The sequence below is a fragment of the Nocardia sp. NPDC003999 genome, from assembly GCF_053604885.1.
Map to the genome: position 1 here is coordinate 22,846 of NZ_JBSGIB010000024.1, position 21,418 is coordinate 44,263.

General features: G+C 69.5%; 21 protein-coding genes and 1 riboswitch. Of the genes, 10 read left to right on the forward strand and 11 right to left on the reverse strand.

Translation table 11 applies throughout. The annotated features are described in order from the left end of the window. The first annotated feature begins 15 nt into the window (after window positions 1-15). The gene (locus ACWESM_RS31365) at window positions 16-1,968 is read left to right on the forward strand and encodes an acyl-CoA dehydrogenase family protein (RefSeq protein ID WP_452494848.1); all 1,953 of its coding nucleotides are present in this window, start codon (window positions 16-18) and stop codon (window positions 1,966-1,968) included. A 31-nt stretch (window positions 1,969-1,999) separates the two neighbouring features. On the opposite strand, the gene ACWESM_RS31370 is transcribed toward ACWESM_RS31365, so the two are convergent. The 3 genes from ACWESM_RS31370 to ACWESM_RS31380 all read right to left on the reverse strand — a co-directional run bounded on the left by ACWESM_RS31370 (window position 2,000) and on the right by ACWESM_RS31380 (window position 6,154). Further along, window positions 2,000-2,896 (reverse strand): nuclease-related domain-containing protein, encoded by an 897-nt coding sequence (locus tag ACWESM_RS31370; RefSeq protein WP_364436677.1) that lies wholly within the window; start codon window positions 2,894-2,896, stop codon window positions 2,000-2,002. 115 nt (window positions 2,897-3,011) lie between these two features. Then, window positions 3,012-4,409, reverse strand: a complete 1,398-nt coding sequence (locus tag ACWESM_RS31375) for a DUF2252 domain-containing protein (protein ID WP_397281864.1) — start codon at window positions 4,407-4,409, stop codon at window positions 3,012-3,014. 50 nt (window positions 4,410-4,459) lie between these two features. Continuing rightward, window positions 4,460-6,154, reverse strand: a complete 1,695-nt coding sequence (locus ACWESM_RS31380; protein WP_452494851.1) for a GMC oxidoreductase — start codon at window positions 6,152-6,154, stop codon at window positions 4,460-4,462. 219 nt (window positions 6,155-6,373) lie between these two features. Between ACWESM_RS31380 and ACWESM_RS31385 the strand changes: the two genes are divergently transcribed. The 8 genes from ACWESM_RS31385 (at window position 6,374) to gcvP (ending at window position 14,973) form a co-directional block, all read left to right on the forward strand. Next, window positions 6,374-6,967 carry a CDP-alcohol phosphatidyltransferase family protein gene (locus ACWESM_RS31385; protein WP_355078550.1) on the forward strand — a complete coding sequence of 198 codons (594 nt, stop codon included), beginning with the start codon at window positions 6,374-6,376 and terminating at the stop codon, window positions 6,965-6,967. 42 nt (window positions 6,968-7,009) lie between these two features. After that, window positions 7,010-7,408 (forward strand): glycine cleavage system protein GcvH, encoded by a 399-nt coding sequence (gene gcvH, locus ACWESM_RS31390; protein WP_355078501.1) that lies wholly within the window; start codon window positions 7,010-7,012, stop codon window positions 7,406-7,408. Window positions 7,409-7,576: 168 nt separating this feature from the next. After that, window positions 7,577-8,062, forward strand: a complete 486-nt coding sequence (gene odhI / locus ACWESM_RS31395) for an oxoglutarate dehydrogenase inhibitor Odhl (RefSeq protein WP_043690204.1) — start codon at window positions 7,577-7,579, stop codon at window positions 8,060-8,062. Window positions 8,063-8,155: 93 nt separating this feature from the next. Continuing rightward, a complete protein-coding gene (ftsR, locus tag ACWESM_RS31400; protein WP_364436709.1) occupies window positions 8,156-8,959 on the forward strand; it encodes a transcriptional regulator FtsR in 804 nt (267 codons plus the stop codon). Window positions 8,960-9,118: 159 nt separating this feature from the next. Beyond that, on the forward strand, window positions 9,119-9,592 hold the full coding sequence (locus ACWESM_RS31405; RefSeq protein ID WP_039797829.1) for a bifunctional nuclease family protein: 474 nt from the start codon (window positions 9,119-9,121) through the stop codon (window positions 9,590-9,592). A 187-nt stretch (window positions 9,593-9,779) separates the two neighbouring features. Continuing rightward, the gene (locus ACWESM_RS31410) at window positions 9,780-10,337 is read left to right on the forward strand and encodes a MerR family transcriptional regulator (protein WP_067811025.1); all 558 of its coding nucleotides are present in this window, start codon (window positions 9,780-9,782) and stop codon (window positions 10,335-10,337) included. A gap of 112 nt (window positions 10,338-10,449) precedes the next feature. Continuing rightward, on the forward strand, window positions 10,450-11,802 hold the full coding sequence (locus ACWESM_RS31415) for a M14 family zinc carboxypeptidase (RefSeq protein WP_452494853.1): 1,353 nt from the start codon (window positions 10,450-10,452) through the stop codon (window positions 11,800-11,802). Window positions 11,803-11,904: 102 nt separating this feature from the next. Then, window positions 11,905-12,005, forward strand: a riboswitch (glycine riboswitch). Between the two features lie 157 nt (window positions 12,006-12,162). After that, on the forward strand, window positions 12,163-14,973 hold the full coding sequence (gene gcvP / locus ACWESM_RS31420) for an aminomethyl-transferring glycine dehydrogenase (RefSeq protein ID WP_397281860.1): 2,811 nt from the start codon (window positions 12,163-12,165) through the stop codon (window positions 14,971-14,973). 25 nt (window positions 14,974-14,998) lie between these two features. Here the strand turns inward: gcvP and ACWESM_RS31425 are convergent, their stop codons facing one another. The 8 genes from ACWESM_RS31425 to ACWESM_RS31460 all read right to left on the reverse strand — a co-directional run bounded on the left by ACWESM_RS31425 (window position 14,999) and on the right by ACWESM_RS31460 (window position 20,599). Beyond that, window positions 14,999-15,481 (reverse strand): SRPBCC family protein, encoded by a 483-nt coding sequence (locus ACWESM_RS31425; protein WP_356968600.1) that lies wholly within the window; start codon window positions 15,479-15,481, stop codon window positions 14,999-15,001. Next, entirely contained in the window at window positions 15,478-15,819 is a 342-nt protein-coding gene (locus ACWESM_RS31430) for an ArsR/SmtB family transcription factor (protein ID WP_452494856.1), read from the reverse strand. The genes ACWESM_RS31425 and ACWESM_RS31430 overlap by 4 nt, the downstream gene beginning before the upstream one ends. A gap of 77 nt (window positions 15,820-15,896) precedes the next feature. After that, window positions 15,897-17,501, reverse strand: a complete 1,605-nt coding sequence (locus ACWESM_RS31435; protein ID WP_364436654.1) for a VWA domain-containing protein — start codon at window positions 17,499-17,501, stop codon at window positions 15,897-15,899. 178 nt (window positions 17,502-17,679) lie between these two features. Then, on the reverse strand, window positions 17,680-17,952 hold the full coding sequence (locus ACWESM_RS31440; protein WP_355078495.1) for a WhiB family transcriptional regulator: 273 nt from the start codon (window positions 17,950-17,952) through the stop codon (window positions 17,680-17,682). Between the two features lie 28 nt (window positions 17,953-17,980). Next, the gene (locus ACWESM_RS31445) at window positions 17,981-18,526 is read right to left on the reverse strand and encodes an HNH endonuclease (protein WP_356968594.1); all 546 of its coding nucleotides are present in this window, start codon (window positions 18,524-18,526) and stop codon (window positions 17,981-17,983) included. A 54-nt stretch (window positions 18,527-18,580) separates the two neighbouring features. Beyond that, a complete protein-coding gene (locus ACWESM_RS31450; protein ID WP_355078493.1) occupies window positions 18,581-18,808 on the reverse strand; it encodes a hypothetical protein in 228 nt (75 codons plus the stop codon). A 34-nt stretch (window positions 18,809-18,842) separates the two neighbouring features. Beyond that, window positions 18,843-19,379 (reverse strand): DM13 domain-containing protein, encoded by a 537-nt coding sequence (locus ACWESM_RS31455; RefSeq protein ID WP_355078492.1) that lies wholly within the window; start codon window positions 19,377-19,379, stop codon window positions 18,843-18,845. Between the two features lie 80 nt (window positions 19,380-19,459). After that, entirely contained in the window at window positions 19,460-20,599 is a 1,140-nt protein-coding gene (locus ACWESM_RS31460) for an acyl-CoA dehydrogenase family protein (RefSeq protein WP_397281851.1), read from the reverse strand. Between the two features lie 89 nt (window positions 20,600-20,688). On the opposite strand from ACWESM_RS31460, the gene ACWESM_RS31465 reads away from it, so the two are divergent. Beyond that, a complete protein-coding gene (locus ACWESM_RS31465; protein ID WP_452494859.1) occupies window positions 20,689-21,387 on the forward strand; it encodes a winged helix-turn-helix transcriptional regulator in 699 nt (232 codons plus the stop codon). The last annotated feature ends 31 nt before the right edge of the window (window positions 21,388-21,418 follow it).

Sequence of the window (21,418 nt, forward strand, 5' to 3'; positions counted from 1 at the left end):
GGCTATCGTCGAGACATGACTAGCGGCACGGCAACGACGGCGGACCACCTACGCGCGGCACTCGACGGCCCTTGGGCGGCCGTCCGGGACGAAGCCAGGACCTTGCTGGCCGGGGAGGAGTTCACCGCCGATCCCTACCAGGACTACAAGGCCGCCCGGGCGCGCGTGCTCGAGCAGATGAAGGCGATCTCCACGATGGGGTTCGCCGAGCGCGGCTTCCGCCGGGAGAACGGCGGTACCAGTGAGCCGGGCGCGGCGGTGGTCGGCCTGGAGATGCTCGCGTACGCGGATCTGTCGTTGTGGGTGAAATCGGGCGTGCAGTGGGGTCTTTTCGGCGGCGCCGTGGAGAATCTCGGCACCGAACGGCACCGGGAGTTCATCGAGCGCTTGATCTCGCTGGATCTGCTCGGCTGCTTCGCGATGACCGAGTCCGGGCACGGCAGCGACGTCGCGAACCTGGAGACCACGGCGACCTACGACCCGCAGACCCAAGAGTTCGTGGTGCACTCGCCGACGCCGTCGGCGCGCAAGGACTACATCGGGGGCGCGGCCGAACACGCCAGGATGGCCGCGGTCTTCGCGCAGCTGATCACGCAGGGCGAGAACAAGGGCGTGCATTGCCTGCTGGTGCCCATCCGCGACGAGAACGGCGCCGACCTGCCCGGCGTGACCACTTATGACGACGGCCTCAAGGGCGGCCTGCCCGGCGTGGACAACGGGCGCATCGTCTTCGATCACGTGCGCGTGCCCCGGGAGAACCTGCTCAACCGCTACGCCGACGTCGCCCCCGACGGCACCTACAGCTCCGAAATCGACAACCCCAGCCGCCGGTTCTTCACCACGCTCGGCACCCTGGTGCGCGGCCGGGTGAGCGTCGGCGGCGCCGCGGCGGCGGGCGCGCGCGTCGCCTTGAGCATCGCGGTGCGCTACGCGCTGCTGCGCCGCCAGTTCTCCGACCCGGACACCGGGGTGGAAACCGTGCTGCTGGACTACCGCAGCCACCAGCGCCGTCTGCTGCCGCTGGTCGCGAAGTCGTATGCGCTCGCGTTCGCGCAGAACGACCTGGTGCGGCGGATGCACCTGGTGCAGACCGGCCAGAATCTCGAGCCGGGCGCACAGCGCGCACTGGAGAAGCGCGCGGCAGGCCTCAAGGTCGCGCAGACCAACCACGCCACCCGCGCCATCCAGGAGTGCCGCGAAGCGTGCGGCGGCGCGGGTTATCTCACGGAGAATCGGCTGGTGACCTTGAAGGCCGACACCGACGTGTTCACCACCTTCGAAGGTGACAACGTGGTGCTCACCCAGTTGGTGGCCAAGGAACTGCTCACCGCCTACGCCGACGAGGTGCGCGACCTGGACGCCCTGGGCTGGGTGCGCTTCGCCGCGACCATGGCCGGTGACGTGGTGCGCAAGCGTTCGGGCGTGCGCCAGCTGATCCAGACCCTCCGTGACCGCGGCGACGATTCCATCGATGAGGGCGATCTGTCCCGCCGGGCGGTGCAACTGCAATTGTTCGCCGACCGTGAGGACTACCTGGTCCGCACCGCGGCGCACCGGCTGCGCGCCAGGGCCGAGGAGACCGGCCCGTTCGAGGCGTTCAACAATGCCCAAGACCACATCCTGGCAGCGGGCTCGGCGCACATCGACCGGCTGGTGCTGGAGGCGTTCATCGAGGGGATCTCCGACATCGAGGACCCGGCCGCGCGTGAACTCGCCGACTGGATGTGCGACCTGTTCGTCTACTCCACCATCGAGGAGAACCAGGCCTGGTACATCATGCACCGGTTCATGTCGGTGGACCGGGCGAAGACGGTGCGCCGCGGCGTCAACGAACTGGTCGACCGGCTGCGTCCGCACGCTTCGACCCTGGTCGAGGCCATGGGCGTGCCGGAGCGGATGCTGCGCGCGGCCATGCTCGACGACGCGAGCGTCTTCCAGCGGGACCAGCCGATCTCGGCGTCGTCCTAGCGGCCGGGCGGTCGCACCCGTCGGCGGCCGCTCAGCCCGGTCCGTACGCCGTGAGCGCGGTGACCACGAACCACACGATCCAGACGAAGGCGACGATCATGCCGATGGCCAGGACGGTGCGCATCACCGCGCGCCCGAAGTCGAGGTCGCCGGACTCGCGTGGATACAGCTTCCACGGGCTGTACCAGGGCGCCCGGATGACGAATGCGGACGCCTGCGCTTCCCGCTCGGCCTGCGCGAGTTCCTCCGCGTAGGCCTCGGCCTGCGCCTGGTTGGGCCCACCGTGCCAGAGCGTGATGTCGATCGGGCCGAGAAAGCCCTCGTTGAGCAGTTCCTGCGGCGCGGGCAGGTAGGGCAGGATGCCGAGACCGCGGAACGCGACGGCGACGTCGTTGGCCGTCCAGAGGAACTTCTCCTCCGTGGCGAGCGAGTCGAAGTAGTGCCGCAGCCGGCCCGGGTCGTCGCCGATGATCACGTCGAAACTCGGATCGGCCCACCGCTGTTCGAGTCGCAACTGGGCGCCCGACAGCGGGACGAGCAGCGCGACGCCGTGCACGACCCGCTGCCCGAGGCCGCGGGCAGCCAGCCATTCCTGCAACGCGAAAGTGTGCTCGCGGGATTTGTCCAGCGGCGTGCTGCGGTCGCGGCTCTCCATCGCCACCGGCTCGCCGTTGATCGTCCACTCGCCGTTGAGCGGGACCTCCAGCACGCCATCCTGGCGGGCGACCAGTGCATCGGCCTCGATCACCACGCAGCTGGTCGGGGTCCAGACCACGGCGTCGAATTGGTGCAGCCGATCCTTGTGGAACAAGCTGCAGGTGATCGTCGCGACACCATGCGGACTCCCGGGGTCCTTCCAGGTGCGCAGCCAATCGATCAGCACCCGCTCGGCATTGGTACCTGCGGCGTTCTGGACTCGCACGAGCATTGGCGGCCACCCTTCACGTCGACACTCGACAGTGGACAGGATACGAGGTGCCGCAACGGATTCGCCGCGCCCGTGCCGACGGACGGCGTGTCGGGCGCGAGGCACGGCGGCCGGGCTACTCCGGTTCCTCGGCGGCGATCCGGCCCGCCCGCACGGCCCCGGCCAGTTCGGCGTGGTCGGCTTCGGTGCGGTCGGCGTAGCGCACCGCGAACGCGGCGACCGCGTCGTCGAAGCGTTCGTCGCCGTCCAGATATCCCGACAGCAAGCGCGGATCCAGCGACCGGGAATGGGCCCTGGCCAGCAGCGCGCCCGCCAGCCGCCCGTAGTCGTCGAGGTCGTCCGCGGGCAACTCGGCGGGATCGATGCCGCCCTTCATATTGCGGAATTGCCGGACGATGAACGGCATTTCGACGCCGTCGCCGACCGGGTCGAGGGACGTCCACCCGAGCAGGAGATCCGACTCGGACTGAACAAGCCTGGCGCCTCGCACGATTCGCTCACCCTCGTGCCGTACGGCGGCCGTCGGCAGGAACGGGGCGAGCGCCGCTGCCGCGGCCTGCTTCACTTGCAGGACCAGCGCCTCGCCGTCGTTGCCGTGCAGCAGCGCGAGATAGCTGCGCAGCCCGACGCTGCCGGTTCCGACGATCCGGAACGCGATGTCGGACACGGCGAACCGGGCCAGGAGATTGCGCCGCGACTCGGGCAAGGTGTCGGCATAGCGCTCCAGCCCGCCGATCACCGCCTCCGCGACGCGCTCGTCCACCGCGGTCAGAATCGGCGGATCGCTGACGAAGCGGTGCTTGCGGATACCGGTCTGGTGGTCCTCGAGGTGCTCGGTCCACTTGGCCACCACCTTGGCGCTGGTGTTCTTGCGCGCCTTCTTGGCCGCCTTCTTGAAGTCGTCGAGCAGGTCGTCGGCCTCGGCCCTGGCGAGCACCGACTCGTCGGGCAGCGCGGACCAGGACGCCATGAACGGCATCGCGGCCAGATCCGCCACGGCCAGGCGGTAAGAACGGGCGGCGTCGCGCGCGGCGGTGCGGCACTCGTCCTCGTCGGCGCCCGCCTCCCGCCCGGCCAGTACCAGGCTGGCCGCGAGGCGCTCCAGATCCCACTCCCACGGACCGGGCACAGTCTCGTCGAAATCATTGATGTCCATGATGATCTCGCCGCGCGCGGTGCCGTACAGGCCGAAGTTGGCCGCGTGCGCGTCACCGCACAGCTGGGCGGTGAGCCCACTGTCCGGGCCACCTGCCAGATCGGCCGCCATCAACCCCGCCGCGCCCCGATAGAAGGTGAACGGCGAGGCGATCATCCGCCCGATCCGCAGCGGTATGAGGTGCTCCAGCCTGCCCGCATTGCTCATCGCGACGAAATCGAACACGCTCGGACGCCGTACTCCGGTGGCCGCCCGATCCCTTGCGCTGACCGGAACCCGCTCACGCAACGCGCGTCCGCGGGCGCGCACCTCCTCCGCGGGCACGTAGGAGCGCAGATCGATACCACTGTCTGACACAACGGATCACGCTAGCCTCCAGCGACCGTTCATGCCGCGTGGTGTCGGCCTCACTTCACCTGGGTGCGGGGCGACGCGGGCTCGATCGGCAACCGCAGCGCGCCCGGCGCCTCGGCGGGCACCGCCGGTCGCGTCGGCGGCACCGGAGCGATCCGCCGGTAGGCCGACCCCAGTTCCGGCCGCGGGTCGGGTTCGTCGCGGTTGGGCCAGAACGCCATCGCGCGCTCGGCTTGCGCGGTGATCGTCAGCGACGGGTTCACGCCGAGATTGGCGGTCACCGCCGAGCCGTCCGCCACGTGCAGGCCGGGATGACCGTAGACCCGCTGGTAGGGGTCGACCACGCCGCTGCGCGGGCTCTCGCCGATCACGCATCCGCCGATGTAGTGGGCCGTGGCCGGGATGTCGAACACGTCCATGATCAGCCCGTGGGTGTCGCCGTCGACCTTGGCGCCGAACCGTCTGCCGATGTCGTGGGCCAGGGGGATCCAGGTCGGGTTCGGCTCGCCGGTGCCCTGCCTGGTGCGCAGCCGCCCGCGCCGGCGGAACGAGGTCAGCGAGTTGTCCAGCGACTGCATGATCAGCAGGATCACCGACTTCTCCGAGGCGTGCCGTGCGTTCAGGCTGCGCAGGAACACCAGCGGGTGCAGCAGGATCGCCAGCAGGAAGCGCAGGAAGCGGAACGCGCCGCCGTCCACGATCGGCACCGACATCGGGAACAGCGCGTTCTGACCCTTGCCGTAGTGACACACCTCGACGTGGGTGTCGGGCTCCGGGTGGATCGATGAGGTGATCGCGATGCCCTCGGCGAAGTCGCGGCGGGCGCGGCTGACCACGTTGAGGATGGCCTCGGAGTTGCTCCGGGTCAGTTCGCCGAGCCGGGGCGACAGGTGCGGCAGCACGCCGTCGTCCCGCATCTCGAGCAGCAGCTTCTGGGTGCCGAGCGCGGCGCCGGCGAACACCACCTGCTCGGCGGTGAAGGTTCTGCGCTGCTTGCGGATCCAGCGGCCGGACCGCTCGGTGTCGACGGCGTATCCGCCGCCGGGCAGCGGCCGCACGGCGGTGGCCGTGGTCAGCGGGTGAACCTGCGCACCGGCCTGTTCGGCCAGGTAGAGATAGTTCGTGGTGGTGGTGTTCTTGGCGTTGTGCGGGCACCCGGTGAAGCAGCGCGCGCAGTGCACGCAGCCGTTGCGGCGGGGACCCGCGCCGCCGAAGTAGGGATCGTCGACCTCCGTGCCCGGATCGCACTCGTTGAAGAACACGCCGACATCGGTCGGATGGTAGGTGTCGGCCACACCGAGGTCCTCGGCGATCTCCCGGATCACCTCGTCGGCCGGGGTCGTGCGCGGGTTGGGCGCGACGCCGAGCATGCGCTTGGCCTGGTCGTAGTACGGCGCCAGTTCCGCGCGCCAGTCGGTGATGTGCGCCCACTGCCGGTCGGTGTAGAAGTTCGGCAGGGGCTCGTACAGCGTGTTCCCGTAGATCAGCGAGCCGCCGCCGACCCCGGCGCCGGAGAACACGGCGCACTTGCCGAGCAGACTGATCCGCTGCGGACCGGTGAGGCCCAGGCGCGGCGCCCAGATCGATTTGCGCACATTCCAGTTCGTGCGCGGGATGTCCTCGGCGTTCCATCGGCGGCCTGCCTCGAGCACCCCGACGCGGTAACCCTTCTCGGTGAGCCGCAGGGCGCTGACGCTGCCGCCGAAGCCGGAGCCGATCACCACCACGTCGTAGTCGAATGCGGACATGACTTCCTCTCGCTCACCGGCCACATAGTGAGAAATATTCCAAATCATTCTGTCACCGTCGCGCTGTGGCGGAAACCATCCTCGCACGGGCATGCCGCGTCGATATCCGGAAAATTCGGCCCGCGAAGATGGCGAGGAACGGGGTCGGTGGGGTATGCACGGGGCGTGACAACCGAATCGGGCACAGCCCAACCGGAGGAACGCGCCGCCGACGGCGGAGTGCGGGGAGTCTTCGCCGACCGCATCCTGACCGTGCCGAACGTGCTGAGCGTGCTGCGCCTGTTGGGCGTCCCGCTGTTCCTGTGGTTGCTGCTGATCGAGCGGGCCGATGGCTGGGCGTTCGCCCTGCTGGTCGTCAGCGGCGTCACCGACTTCCTGGACGGCAAACTCGCCCGGCTGCTGGGGCAGTCCTCACGGCTGGGAGCACTGCTGGATCCGTTCGTCGACCGGCTCTATCTGGTCGCCACGCTGGCGGCTTTCGTGATCCGCGGCCTGATCCCGTGGTGGGTCGCGGCGATCCTGGTCGGCCGCGACCTCGTGCTGACCGCGACGTTGTCGGTGTACAAGCGCCGCGACCTGCCCCCGCCGGAGGTGATCTACCTGGGCAAGGCGGCCACCTTCGCGCTGATGTCCGCGCTGCCCTGGCTGCTGGCGGGGCAGATGGACTGGGCTGCCGCCGGTTTCGGGCGCGCCTTCGGCGGGGCACTACTGATCTGGGGCACCGCGGTCTACGTCTGGACCGGCGTGCTGTACACCGGCAAAGCCATCGCGGTCGCAAGAGCGATACCGGCTGTGGGGCATCGGACGGCGTAGCCGATAGAGTTTGCGTGCAACGTTCAAACGAAAGGACGGCCTGTGACCCAGACCCCCGAGGATCTGCGCTACACCGAGGAGCACGAGTGGGTACGCCGGATCGCGCCGACCCGGGTGCGGGTGGGCATCACCGACTACGCCCAGTCTCAACTCGGTGACGTTGTGTTCGTGCAGCTGCCCGAGGCGGACGCGGAGGTGGTCGCCGCGGACAGCATCGCGGAGGTGGAGTCGACCAAGAGCGTGTCCGACATCTACGCGCCGCTGAGCGCGAAAGTCGTTGCGGTGAACGACTTGCTGAACTCGGAGCCGGAGACGTTGAACGCCGATCCCTACGGTGACGGATGGCTGTTCGAGTTGGAGGTGGGCGATGCGGCGAGTCTCGACGCGACGCTCGGTGAACTGCTGGATGCCGCAGGTTATCAAGGAGTTATCGGGGGCTGAAGCAGCCTTCCCAGTTCTACCTGCACGGGTGCGGCCCGGCAGGGTACGGTCAATGCCAACAGATGCACCCGGCGGCTGTGCCGGGAATCTAGTGACTCGACGGCAGGTCGTGGTACCAGAGGTATCACCTGCTTGCAGGGATAATCAGGTTCGAGGAGGAGAGAAACGGTGAGCGAGAACAAAGACCCGGGTTACGGGGAGACCGCGGCCGAGACGACGTCGGTCTTCCGCGCGGATTTCCTGAACGAGGTCGACGCGTCGCGCTCCGGAGAGCCGACCGGCGAACAGCCGGTCCAAGGGGTCGAGGGTCTGCCCGTGGGCGCGGCCCTTCTGGTCGTCAAGCGCGGCCCGAACGCGGGCTCGCGGTTCCTGCTGGATCAGCCGACCACGTCGGCGGGGCGCCACCCCGACAGTGACATCTTTCTCGACGACGTCACCGTCAGCCGTCGGCACGCCGAGTTCCGTCAGGACGACGATTCCTTCCAGGTCGTCGACGTGGGCAGCCTGAACGGCACGTATGTGAACCGGGAGCCGGTGGACTCCTCCGAACTGCAGAACGGTGACGAGGTCCAGATCGGCAAGTTCCGGCTGGTGTTCCTCACCGGACCGCGCGCCCAGGTGACCGACTCGTCGGCGGGCGCGGGGAGTCTATGACGGCGTCGGTGCCGGGTCGCGCACTCATGAAAGGCTCGGAGTCATGAAGGACCTGGCGCTGTGACCGGTGCGGCGCAGTGGGCACGCGGAGGGATGTCGATCGGCTCCGTGCTCGACCTGCTGCGCCCCGACTTTCCCGACGTCACCATCTCCAAGATCCGCTTCCTGGAAGCGGAGGGCCTGATCCGGCCGGAGCGGACGCCTTCGGGCTACCGCAGGTTCTCCGTGGCGGATGTGGAACGGCTCCGGTTCGTATTGACCGCGCAGCGCGATCAATACCTCCCGCTGAAGGTGATCAAGGAGCAGCTCGAGGCAATCGATAGCGGTGCGGCGACGCTCGGTGTGCGGGAAGCCCGCGCCCGAGCGCACTCCGTCCGCCCTGGTGCGCCGGAGTCCGGGCGCGGCACGCCCGATGCGGAACCGGCCGTGGGTGCTTCCGAACGTGGCGTGCGCCCGGTGGCCGCGCCTCGTAGGCTCGGCGTCGTGCCGAGCGAGATCTCCCCGGATGATCTGCGGTTCGATCACGAAATCCGGGTCACCCGGGCCGATCTGCTCGACCAGGCCGGGATCGAGGAGAAGTTCCTGGGCGACCTCATCCGGGCCAATCTGATCACACCCGGCCCGGCGGGGTACTTCGACGCGGACGCGGTCACGCTGGCCAAGACCGCGCGGGCGATGGCCGAATTCGGTTTGGAGGCACGGCATCTGCGTGCGTTCAAGCTTGCCGCCGACCGGGAGGCCGCGCTCGTGGCGCAGATCGTCGCCCCGATCGCGAAGAGCCGGGACGCGGGTGCGCGCGCCCGCGCGGAAGAGACGGTGCGTGAACTGGCCGCGCTGTCGCTGACCCTGCACACCTGTCTGGTCAAGTCCTCGGTCCGGGGCTCGCTCGGGGGCTGACCCCCCGAGGGGCCACGGTCCGTAGGTTCCGGCGAACGGACACCCTGATTTCTGCTGTGCAGACGGATCGCTGGACCGGTGCGGGTTCGCCTAGACTCGTGGTACGGCGAGCTCTGCGGCGGTCATGCCGGGCCGGCGGCGAGTATGGGAGGCAGTGCGATGAGCGAAATGCGCGTGATCGGCATCCGTGTCGAGCAGCCACAGAACCAGCCCGTGCTGTTGCTCCGCGAAGTGGCGGGCGACCGGTATCTGCCGATCTGGATCGGGCAAGCCGAGGCGACGGCGATCGTCCTCGAGCAGGAGGGGGTGACCCCGATCCGCCCGCTGACCCACGACCTGATCAAGATCCTGATCACCGAGCTGGGGCACACATTGAAGGAAGTGCGGATCGTCGATCTGCAGGAGGGCACCTTCTACGCGGATCTCGTCTTCGAGAACGATCTGCGGATTTCGGCGCGGCCATCGGATTCGATTGCGATCGCCTTGCGGGTGGGTTGCCCGATCCATGCCGAGGAGTCGGTTCTCGAGGAAGCCGGTCTCGTCATGCCGGACGAGCGCGAGGACGAGGTGGAGAAGTTCAAGGAATTCCTGGAGTCGGTGTCTCCCGACGACTTCAAGGCGACCGATAGCTGAAGTAGAGGTCGAGACTTTCCCCGCGCGTCGCGTTTGGCTCGATGACGCCGCGGGCTGGACAATCGTGGGGAGTAATCTCGACAGTTGGGCCACGACCGTTTCGGCCGAATCCGCACCGATTCGGTCGGTGACGGCGCCGGGTCATCGATGAGGCTGGGAATGCGTCGGCGAAGCAAGGGAGTGGTCAGTGGCAGAGCAATCGCAGGATGTGGTACAGCCAGGACTGTTCCCCGACGACTCGGTACCTGACGACATGGTCGGCTATCGCGTTCCCAGTGCGTGTCAGGTAGCCGGAATCACCTACCGGCAGCTCGACTACTGGGCGCGCACCGGTTTGGTGGTGCCTTCCATCCGGAGCGCCGCGGGTTCGGGCAGCCAGCGGCTGTACTCGTTCAAGGACATCCTGGTCCTGAAGATCGTCAAGCGGCTGCTCGACGCGGGCATCTCGCTGCAGAACATCCGGATCGCCGTCGATCATCTGCGCAGCCGCGGCGTGCAGGACCTGGCGGGAATCACCCTCTTCTCCGACGGCACCTCGGTGTACGAGTGCACGTCGGCCGAGGAGGTCGTCGATTTACTGCAGGGCGGGCAGGGTGTGTTCGGGATCGCCGTGAGCGGCGCCATGCGCGAGCTGACCGGCGCCATCGCGAACTTCCCCGCGGAGCGCGCGTCGGCGATCACCGAGCGTCCGGAGGACGAGCTGTCGTTCCGTCGTAAGGCGCGGATGAACCGCAAGACGGGCTAGGATTCGCACAACGCTTTCACGGCCGGGCAAGGCGTGCAGCCTCCCCGGCCGTGGTGCGTGACAGCGTCGTCGGCGGCGGGCAAGGGCCGGGGCGGCAGCGAGAGGGGGCGCGGTGCAGGCACGCGATATCACCGGGCTCGTCGGGCCGATCGAGCGGATCGACGCGTTTCCGACCGTCGACGAACTGAATGCCTTCGCCGACACTCTCGCGGCCGGTCATCCGGACCGGATCTCGATCACCGAGCTAGGACGTTCGCGCGGCGGTGACCCGATTCGGGAGGTGACGGTCGGATCCGGCGACCGGCATATCTTGGTCTTCGGCAATCCGCATCCGAACGAGCCCATCGGCATGGCCACGATTCGCCATCTGCTCGGCCGGATGGCCGCGGACGAGACGGTGACCGTGGGCGCCACGTGGCATTTCCTGCTGTGCGTAGATCCGGACGGAACGCGGTTGAACGAGGGGTGGTTCGCCGGACCGCACACCAGAACCGGCGTCGCCCGCGGCTTCTACCGGCCGCCCGCGGCCGAACAACCGGAATGGTGTTTCCCCACCGAATGGCGCGGCCGGCGCGTCGGGGTGCCGCTGCCGGAGACGAAGGCGATGATGGCGCTGATCGACCGCACGCGGCCCGCGCTGATCGCCTCCCTGCACAACGCGGAGTTCGGCGGCGGCTTCTTCTACACCTCTGGCGGTGATCCCGGGTACTGGTCGGCGTTGACCGCAGGCCTCTCCGCCGCCGGCGTGCCGATCTACCAGGGCGAACCCGACGCGCCGGGCGCCCGCACGCTCGCTCCGGGAGTCTTCGAGCTGCCGCTGTTCGAGGCGATGGCGGATCTGCTCGCGGCCCAGGGCCTCGACTCGGTCACCGCGCTGGGCGGGGGCGGCTGCCGGGACTACGCCGCGCGCTACGGCACGGCGATCCTGGTCTGCGAGTTGCCGCTCTGGGTGGACTCGCGGATCGGCGACGGTTCGGCGGGCGACCGAGTGCTGGGCGACCTGCTCGACGCTACCGCCGCCGACTACCGGGCTATGGCCGAGGTCGCCTCCGAGGTGCTCGCTCGCGTCGACGGCACATTGAGCGGTCGCAGTCCGTTCGAACGGTCGGTGCGTGCGCTGGTCGCCGGGCTGCCGGGTCTCGCCGTGAGCAGACAGTCGGTGCCGCAACGAAATCGGATCGCGACCCGGGGGGAGATCTTCGTCGAGCAGTACGACTGGACCGCCATGCTGCGCCTGCGGCTGGGCGGCATGCTGCTGCGCCTGCTGGAGGACGAATACGCGCTCGGCGGCGGTACGGCGCTGGCCGCCGAGCGCGACCGGTTCGCCGCGGTATTCGATCAATGGTGCACCGACGTGGAGCAGAACGCACCCGGTGTCGCGGTGCCGTTGGCCCGTCTGGTGGGCGTCCAAGCGAAGTCGATCGTGCTGGCGGCTGCGCGGCTGCGCGCCGGACTCGCCATCTGACGGGTGATGCCCGCTCGGTCCCCCGAGTGACCAGAACGACACGGTGCGCGCGGGGTCCGGTGGCGCGCTCCGGCGTGTCGTCGGCTTAGACTGACGGTGCGTCGCCGCCGTGCGGGAGAGCCTCGGTCCGGAAACGAGTCCGAGCGCCGAAGGAGCAGCACCTCCCCGTCAATCTCTCAGGCAAAAAGGACCGTGCGGGCTTCGACGCCTCTGGAAAGCGGCGGCTTCGAGCCGCCCGCCCATGGGGAAAGGGTCTCGGCCACCGGTCGCGGGACCCGAATCTCTCAGGCGCCACGACAGAGGGGGAGGGCCGGTACCCGTCGACCGCCTGGTCGACCCCGCCCGACCTTGGGAGCTGTTGTGACTCGCTCGTTCGCCGACCGCCATATCGGACCCGACCGGGAGGAACTGGCCCGGATCCTGGACGTCGTCGGCGTGTCGTCGCTGGACGAGCTGGCTGCCGTCGCGCTGCCCGCGAGCATCCTGGACGGCGACGGCCTGGCCGGGCTGCCCGCGGCGGGCTCCGAGCACGAGGTGCTCGCCGAACTCGCCGAGCTCGCCGGGACCAACACCGTGGCCACCTCGATGATCGGGCTGGGTTACTACGACACGCTGACCCCGCCGGTGCTGGTGCGCAATCTGCTGGAGAATCCGGCCTGGTACACCGCCTACACGCCCTATCAACCCGAGATCAGCCAGGGCAGGCTCGAGGCGCTGCTCAACTTCCAGACCATGGTGTCGGAGCTGACCGGCATGGACGTCGCCAACGCGTCGATGCTGGACGAGGCCACCGCGGCCGCCGAGGCCATGACACTGCTGCGCCGGGCGGGCCGATCGAAGTCCGCACGCCTGATCATCGACCGCGACCTGTTCCCGCAGACCAGAACGGTGCTCTACACCCGGGCCGAGCCGCTGGGCCTGGAGATCGTGGAGGCGGACCTGTCCGCCGGAGAGCTGCCCGACGGAGAGTTCTTCGGTGTGCTGGCGCAGACTCCCGGGGCTTCCGGTCGCGTCGTGGACCTGACCGAGTTGATCGCCGCGGCACACGATCGGGGCGCGTTGGTCGCGGTCGGGGCCGATCTGCTGGCGATGACGCTGATCACGCCGCCCGGTGAGCAGGGCGCCGACGTATGCTTCGGCACCACCCAGCGCTTCGGTGTCCCGCTCGGTTTCGGCGGCCCGCACGCCGGATACCTCGCGGTGCGGCAAGCGCAGGCCCGCCAGCTGCCCGGCCGCCTGGTCGGCGTCTCGGTGGACGCGGACGGCGCCGTCGCCTACCGGCTCGCCTTACAGACCCGCGAGCAGCACATCCGCCGGGAGAAGGCTACCTCCAACATCTGCACAGCGCAGGTGCTGCTGGCCGTCGTGGCCGCGATGTACGCCTCCTACCACGGTGCCGAAGGGCTGCGGGCGATCGCCCGCCGGGTGCACGCGCACGCCGCGGCGATCGCGGCCGGGCTGGACGGCGCGGTGGTGCACGACAGCTTCTTCGACACGGTGCTCGCGCACGTGCCCGGCGGCGCGGAAGCCGTTGTGGCGAAAGCGAAGTCGCGCGGCATCAATCTGCGCCTGGTGGACGCCGACCACGTCGGCATCGCCTGCGACGAGGCGACCACCGACGCGCATGTCGCGGCCGTGCTCGAATCCTTCGGCACCGCGGTGTCGTCCGAGCCGGGGGCGCCCGCGCCGGTCGCGGCGATCGAGAGCCGGACCTCGGAGTTCCTGGCGCACGCCGCGTTCACGAAGTACCGGACCGAGACCGCGATGCTGCGGTATCTGCGCGCACTGTCCGACAAGGACATCGCGTTGGACCGCAGCATGATTCCGCTCGGCTCCTGCACCATGAAGCTCAACGCCACCGCGGAGATGGAGGCCATCACCTGGCCCGGTTTCGCGCGCGTGCATCCCTACGCGCCGGTCGAGGACGCGCCCGGCCTGCTGCGGGTGGTGGCGGACCTGGAACGGTGGCTGTCGGACATCACCGGCTACGACTCGGTGAGCTTGCAGCCGAACGCGGGCAGCCAGGGCGAGTACGCGGGGCTGCTGGCGATCCGGCGCTACCACCTCGATCGCGGCGACACCCACCGCGACACCTGTCTCATCCCGTCCAGCGCGCACGGCACCAACGCGGCGTCGGCGGCCATGGCCGGGCTGCGCGTGGAGGTGGTGAAGTGTCGCGCCAACGGCGACGTCGACCTCGACGACCTGCGCGCCAAGATCGCCGATCACGCCGATCGCCTGGCCTGCATCATGATCACCTACCCGTCCACGCACGGCGTCTACGAGCACGAGGTCGCCGAATTGTGCGCGCTGGTGCACGACGCGGGCGGTCAGGTCTACGTGGACGGCGCGAACCTGAACGCCCTGGTCGGCCTCGCCCGGCCGGGCCGGTTCGGCGGCGACGTGAGCCACCTGAATCTGCACAAGACGTTCTGCATCCCGCACGGCGGCGGCGGTCCCGGCGTCGGTCCGGTCGCGGTGCGCGCGCACCTGGCGCGGTATCTGCCCGGCGACCCGCTGGAAGCGGGGTCGCACGCGGTGTCGGCCGCGAAGTACGGCTCCGCCTCCATTCTGCCGATCACCTGGGCCTACATCCGCATGATGGGCGCCGATGGGCTGCGCCGCGCCACGCTGTCGGCGATCGCTTCGGCCAACTACATCGCGCGGCGGCTGGACGAGTACTTCCCGGTGCTCTACACCGGCGAGCGCGGCATGGTGGCGCACGAGTGCATCCTGGACCTGCGCGAGATCACCAAGCGAACCGGCGTCACCGTCGACGATGTGGCAAAACGCTTGGCGGACTATGGGTTCCACGCGCCGACCATGAGCTTTCCGGTGGCCGGTACGTTGATGGTGGAGCCCACCGAGAGCGAGAACCTCGCCGAGCTGGACGATTTCATCGAGGCGATGATCGCGATCCGCGCGGAGATCGCCCAGGTCGCCGCGGGCGTGTGGCCGGTGACCGACAACCCGCTGCGTGGGGCGCCGCACACCGCGGCGTCGCTGGTGGGGGAGTGGGAACACCCCTACAGCCGGGAAGTCGCCGTGTATCCCCGAGGTCTCGGGCATGCCAGGGCGAAGGTGTGGCCGCCGGTGCGCCGGATCGACGGCGCCTATGGCGACCGGAACCTGGTTTGCGCCTGTCCACCGCTGGAGGCGTACGCGGACTGACCGCCGGTCCGGTCGCGTATCGACCTCACCGCGTGGCGGCCACTTTTGCATAGGTGTTCGCCAGGTCCGGCCAACCACCCGGACTACCCACGGCGTCGTGCATGGACTCCCAGCCCGGTCCGTGCTTATCGAAACCGGAGTGCACCAGCGTGACGGCGGTGCGGTCGGGAGCGACCGCCGAGAAGGTGACATCGACGCGGCTGGCCCGCTCCGGATCGGTTTCGTGCTTCCAGTCCAGGCCGATCGCCCAGGAGAACGCGAAGTGGGTCGGCGGCTGCCACACCAGCACGGTGCCCCATGGACATTCGGTGCCGTCGTCCTCGCGACCGAGGCAACGGCCGCCCACGCGCGGCTCGATCACCTCCTCGGCGAGCCGGCCCGCGCCGATATGGTGCTCGCGCGGCCACCAGCTGTCGATGCCGGTGGTGAACACGTCGTAGGCGGTCTCGATGGGTGCGTCGACGACGAGTTCGACGCGTACGTCCTTGTCGCTGGCCTGCTGTGTCATGACTGCTCCTGGTCGGTAGCTGGTTCTTCGGCGGCCCTCCGGCCTGCTTCGTCCTGGAAAGCCGACATCGCGGTGGTCCAGAACCGCGTGAAGTACACGCGCAGCGCGTCGATACCGGTGGGATTCAAGCGGTACACCCGGCGGGTGCCGACCGCCTCGTGGGTCACCAATCCGGCCTGTTCCAGCACCCTGAGGTGCTGCGATACCGCGGGCCTGCTCACCGGCAGATCCGCGGCCAGCTGCCCTACCACGCACGGCCCCTTGCCGAGGCGCTCGAAGATCGCCCGCCTCGTCGGGTCACCCAGCGCGGACAGCGCCGCATCTCGGTAAGTCCCCACGAACCGTAAGTTTAGACTTACCAATAGCGGCTGTCTATAGTGCGAGGCGGCAGTTCTGTCTTCGCGCGGGCGGCGCGCTACGGCGTGGTGAGCGCCTGGACGACCGCGGAGCCGAAGCCGATGTCGTCGGAGGTGGCCAGGCGGGTGTAGTTCCCGCCGGTCTGCCGCGCCAGGGCCTGGAGGGTCTGGGTGCCGCTGCCGCCGACCACGATGACGTCGACGCGCACCGGCCGGGTGCGGTCGGTCGCCGCGGCGATGTCCGCGGCCAGTTGGGTGCCGGTGACCGTGGAATCGTCGTCGGGTCCGTCGGTGATCAGCAGCACCGAATTGGTGCGGCCCGGCGTGTACCCGGCGACGGCGCTCTTGTACGCCGCGATCAGCGACGGGTAAGCCTGATCCGACCGGCTCTCGCTCGGGCGCACCGCGGTCAGCGCGGTGCCGATCTTCGTGCGCTGGTCGGTGGTCAGCGGGGCGGTGGCGGCGGCCACCCGGTACGGAGTAGTGCCGTCGAGGTTCTTGCCGAAGGTCCACACGCCGAGTCCGAACTCCGGCGGCATGACCGTCATCGTGGAATTCAGCGCGGCCAGAACGTTCGCCAGACGCGTCGTGGCGCCCTCCGCCGTCCCCATCGACGCCGACACGTCGACCAGGACGGTGGAGCGCACGCCGAGTACCGGATTCGCCAGCGTGGCGCGGACCTTGTCGAGCGCGCCACGGGGCGGGACGGCGGCCGCGGTCTGCGGCGCGGCGGCGAATCCCGCCGTGACGAAGGCCTGCGCCTGCTCGGGCTTGCGTAGATAGTCGGTGAACCGTCCGGCGATGAGATTCTGCGTCTTGTCCACCCACGCGCCGGACATCAACGCGGCCGGGTAATCGGCCACGAGTGCGGACCCGGCGGGGCGAAACGCCACGACGCCGGGCAGACCCTTCAGTTGCTGCTCGGTAGCGGCTATCGCGTGCATGGGCGCGTCCTGCGCCGTGAGCTCGGTCAGCGCGGCCGTGGTGTCGGACGCCTCGGGAGCGTCGGCGGCGAGCCCGGAGATCGCGGCGACCACCTGACCGGACTGCGCCGCCTGCTCGCTGAGCGGCTCCGCGCCCGAGACCGCGGAGCCGACCGCCGTGGCCGCGGCGAGCGTGGCGTCACCCGCGGGCAGGGCCATCCGTAGCCCGCCCCATCCGTTCAGGCCGACATCGGCGAGCGAGCCCTGCTGCAGCCGCGGCAGGTCGGCCCAGGACACGTCGGCCTGCTCCAGCGCGCGACGCAGGTCCTCGGGCATCGCGAGCACGATCGGGCTGGTGGCGATGGGTACCGGCGTGCCCTCGATCAGGCCGGGCACCCGCATGGACTCGATGGAACGGGTCGAATCGGCGATCCACAGCGCCGGCTGCGGGCCGAGCGCCTTGTCCCATGGCTTGCCGCTGGTGAACGCGGCGACGACGGCCGCGGACGGCTGTGCGGTCACCTCGACCCGCGCGCAGTGGTCGCGTACTTTCGGCCGGGTGGCGTTGTAGCTGTCCGCGGCGGCCCGCACCTGCGCGGCGATGCCGGGATCGGCCGTCACGGAGAGTGTCGCGGGCCCCTCGACGCATTCGGCCGCCGCCGCACTGTCCTGGTTCGCCGCGCGATCGCGCAGCTGGAACCAGACGACGACGATCGCGGCCAGTAACGCAACGACGACCACTGCGATAACCGGACCTTTGCTGACGCCCCGGGATCTGGTTGCGCTGCGATGAGTGCCCACGCGGTCAGTGTATGGTCAGCGGCGCCGAACGAAGTCGGCGAGGCTCCCCGATACCGGCGCGGGTGCGCGCGGTCGTGTTGTCCCGCCGCCGTGCCGCACGGCACGACGGCGGGACCGCTCAGTGGCGGATCACCCGTCCGCGGTCGAACTCGTGCCCGCCCCAGACGCCGGATTGCCCGGTGCGCGCGGCGAAGTCACCGCAGGCATCCCGGATCGGGCAGCGCGCGCAGACTTCCCGGGCGTAGTCGAAGTCCTGTGACGGGTACGGGAACCAGGCTTCGTGGTTCGGGTCGCCGCGGCAGGCCGCCCGGTGCCACCCTCGGGAATCCGAGAGCGGGAGCAGGTCGGCCAGGGTCGGCTCCGCGACGGCGGTGGTCTCGGCGCTCGTCATCGCGATCTTCTCCTTTCTCGGCTCGTGGTCAGGTCGCGGCGAGTTGCTTCCAGATCCGGCGCTGCTGCCGGATCCGATGGGTAGGGGCCTTCGGCTCCCAGAGCAGGCGCATGCCCGCCTCCTCCGGGGTGCGGTCCGCCTTGGCCGTGTTGCACGGCGCGCAGCAGGCCACGAGGTTGCCCCAGGTGTTCGGGCCGCCCCTCGACCGCGGCCGGATGTGGTCCACGGTGCGCGCCCACCCGGCGCAGTAGCCGCACCGGTTCCGGTCGCGACGCAGCACGCCCGCCAGGGTTGCCCTGCTCTCGTCGTGCACCAGCACGGCGTGCTCGAGGTAGACGTAGCGCAGCAACCGAATGGTCTGTGGCAGAGCGATTTCCACGTGCCGCGACCGGATCGGGAAGTGCGGCCTGCGGTCGGCCACGGTCTCCGCGGCGCCGGCGACCAGCAGCACGACGGCCCGGTCGGCCTTGATCTCGTCGAGCGCCTCGTAGGAGGCGTTCAGGACGAGTACCCCGCTGTGTATCCAGTTGTCTGCGGTTGTCGCCGCCTGATCGGCGGCACGGCGGAACGTCATGGGAATCACCATGTTTCGTGCGGATTCGAGCGAAGGAGGAGAGCGATGCGGCGATCAGCCGAGGATCTGGAGGCGGCTGTCGACCGGTTCGCCGCGCCGTGCGCGCAACGGCCTGCCGATCGCGTCGCCCGCGGCCGACGATCGCGCCGCGAGGGTATTCATTCGCTTCGTCGTCTCCGGAATCACTGCCGCCCCTCCTCTCCACTGCTCGGCGGCCACCTCGAGGTGGTGGCCGGTGTCGAAACACATGGTGGCACAGCGCACCCGCCGTTGTCGGGTCATTTTTTGGGCGGTGCTACGGAGGGTGATCCGGCGGTCAGGCCGGTCGCAGTTCGGCGGCGCCGAAGGAGACGTTGAACCGGTCGCACCAGATCGCGACGCTGGTCAACCGGGCCAGGTCGGCGTCGGCGGGGATGGGGTAGTTCTGGTTGCCCTGGTTGCCTTTGAGCCTGCCCAGGTCGGTGTGACTGCCGTCGTCGAAGACGAACCACCCGTCGCGGCCTTCGCGCACCGGCGCGTCGGTGAGCCAGACGTGCAGGTCGGGGCCGTCGGAGGTGTCGAGGTCTTCCAGTCTCAACACTCTGCTGCCGTCGGCCAGTCGCAGGACCGCGACGGTGCCCGCGGTGGCGTGCTCGTGCGAGATGAACCTGCCCCGGGCGATGGTGCGCGGCTGGGCTTCGGTCCCGCCCGGACCCGGCGCCGGGGATGCCGACGGTGCGGCCTCCTGCACGGTGGTGTCGGTGAACAGCCGCCATGGCTGGAAAACGGCCAGTCCCGCGCCCAGCCCCACGATCAGCAACGCCACGACGGCCCAGGTGATCGGCGATCGAGCGATGCCCCGTGCGGACGCCATGGATTCTCCTCGGAGTGTTCAGGGAAACTCGCCCCCATCCGATTATGGGGGCGAGCGGGGGTGGCGTCGACGGAAGAACGTCATCCGATCGGGGAGTGTCCGAGCAGGACGTGGCCCGTGAAGTGGGTCTGCTTGGCCCGCGGCAGCGGGTGGAACAGGCAGCCGTGCACGTCGCGGTAGCGCATCTCCAGCTCGCAGTCGCGCGAATAGCCGAGTCCGCCAACGGTTTCGATGGCCAGGCGCACGGTGTGCACGAGTGCGTCCGCCGCGGCGGTCTTACGGCTGAGCGTCCGGCTCGCGTACTGATCGGTGTTGGCGAAGTGCAGGTTCTCCGATCCGGTGAACATGGCGTCGACGAGGTCGCCCGCGGTGGTGTGCGCGGTGGCCATCTCGCCGGCCAATTGGACGGTCGGCGCGTCGGCCCGCCCGGCGGCGAGCGTGGTCGCGATATCGACCGCGCCGTCGGCGATACCGAGGTAGGCCGCCATGACCAGCGGCATCGCCGCGCCGATCACGACGTTCAGCAACGGCGGCCACACCGATGCCGGGCGGGTCAGCGATACCGCCGCGTCGGGCACGAACACATCGTCGAGCACCACGGTGTGCGAACCGCTCGCCCGTAAACCCAAAGTGTCCCAGGTCTTCTCGATCCGTACGCCGTCGGCGGTGAACGGGATGGCGCAGTGCAGCACCTGCGGGCCGTCGGGTGCGTCATCCCAGCGCACGCTGGTCACCAGGACGGTGCCCGCCTCGCATCCGCTGGCAGGCGCTTTGCGCGCGTGCACCCGGTAGCCGCCGTCGACCCGCTCGGCGCGGCCGTTGGAGCCGACCCAGTCCGATGCTCCGGTGCTGACCAGGATCGCACCCGCGACCACCTTGGCGAACAGTGGTGCGGCATCGATGCCGTGGTTGTGCCGCCACACCTGGGCGGCGACCAGGTGGGTGTGCATCGCGAAGGCGACCGCGGTGGAGGGGTCGTGGCGGCCCAGCTCGCGCAGGATCGCGCCCATCTCGCGGTGGGTGACCCCGCCGCCGCCGAACTCGGCGGGGACGAGCGCCGCGGACAGTCCGCTCTCGCGCAGGAGATCGAACGCGGCGAGAGAGATCTCGCCGGAGTGGTCGCGGGCGGCGACCTCGGGATGAAGAGCCTCGCCGACGCGGCGTGCGCTGGCGATCCAGTCGGTTGTGGTGTCGGTGGGGGCAGGAGCTGTAGTGGTCATGTTTCGAAGTTAGGAACGGCCGCGATAACCGGATAGTGCAGAAAGTGGACCGCCCCGGTCCAGAACCGAGACCGCGTTCGCGAGGTGCCATGACGATTTCGACGCCGAGTTACGGCCAGTACTGCCCGATCTCCCGGGCACTCGACGTGGTGGGCGAGCGCTGGTCACTGCTGATCCTGCGCGACCTGCTGCTGGGCACCACCCGGTTCAACGACCTCGCGCGCGGACTGCCCGGCCTGTCGCGCAGCCTGCTGGCCAAACGCCTGCGGCAGTTCGAGCGAGCCGGGCTCGTGGAGAAACTGGTCGGCGAGTACCTGCTCACCGACGCCGGGCGGGAACTGGAGCCCATCCTGTTCGGCCTCGGCGAATGGGGTGCGCGCTGGACCTTCGGCACGCCGCGCGAGGACGAGCGTGACCCCGCTCTGCTGGTGTGGTGGATGCACACCAGGGTCGACACCTCGTCGTTCCCGGGCCGTCGCCACGTGCTGCACGTGCGTTTCACCGACGACCTGCGCCGATTCTGGATCGTGATCGAGGCGGGGGTGCCCTCGGTGTGCGAATCCGATCCCGGCTATCCCGTTGACGTCGCGATCAGCTCCGATGTCGCCTCGCTGTACCAGGTGTGGCTGGGGCGGCTGCCGCTGGCGCACGCGCTGCGGACGGGCCGGGTGGCGTTCACCGGCACGCCCGCGCTCACCCGCCGGATGCCCTCGGTGCTGCGGCTCAGCCCCGTCGCCGGGTACGCGGACACGTCGCACCCGGACGCCACCGCTCAGCGCGCATCCTGAACTCCGGCGGCCTGCTCAGAGATTCCCGCCG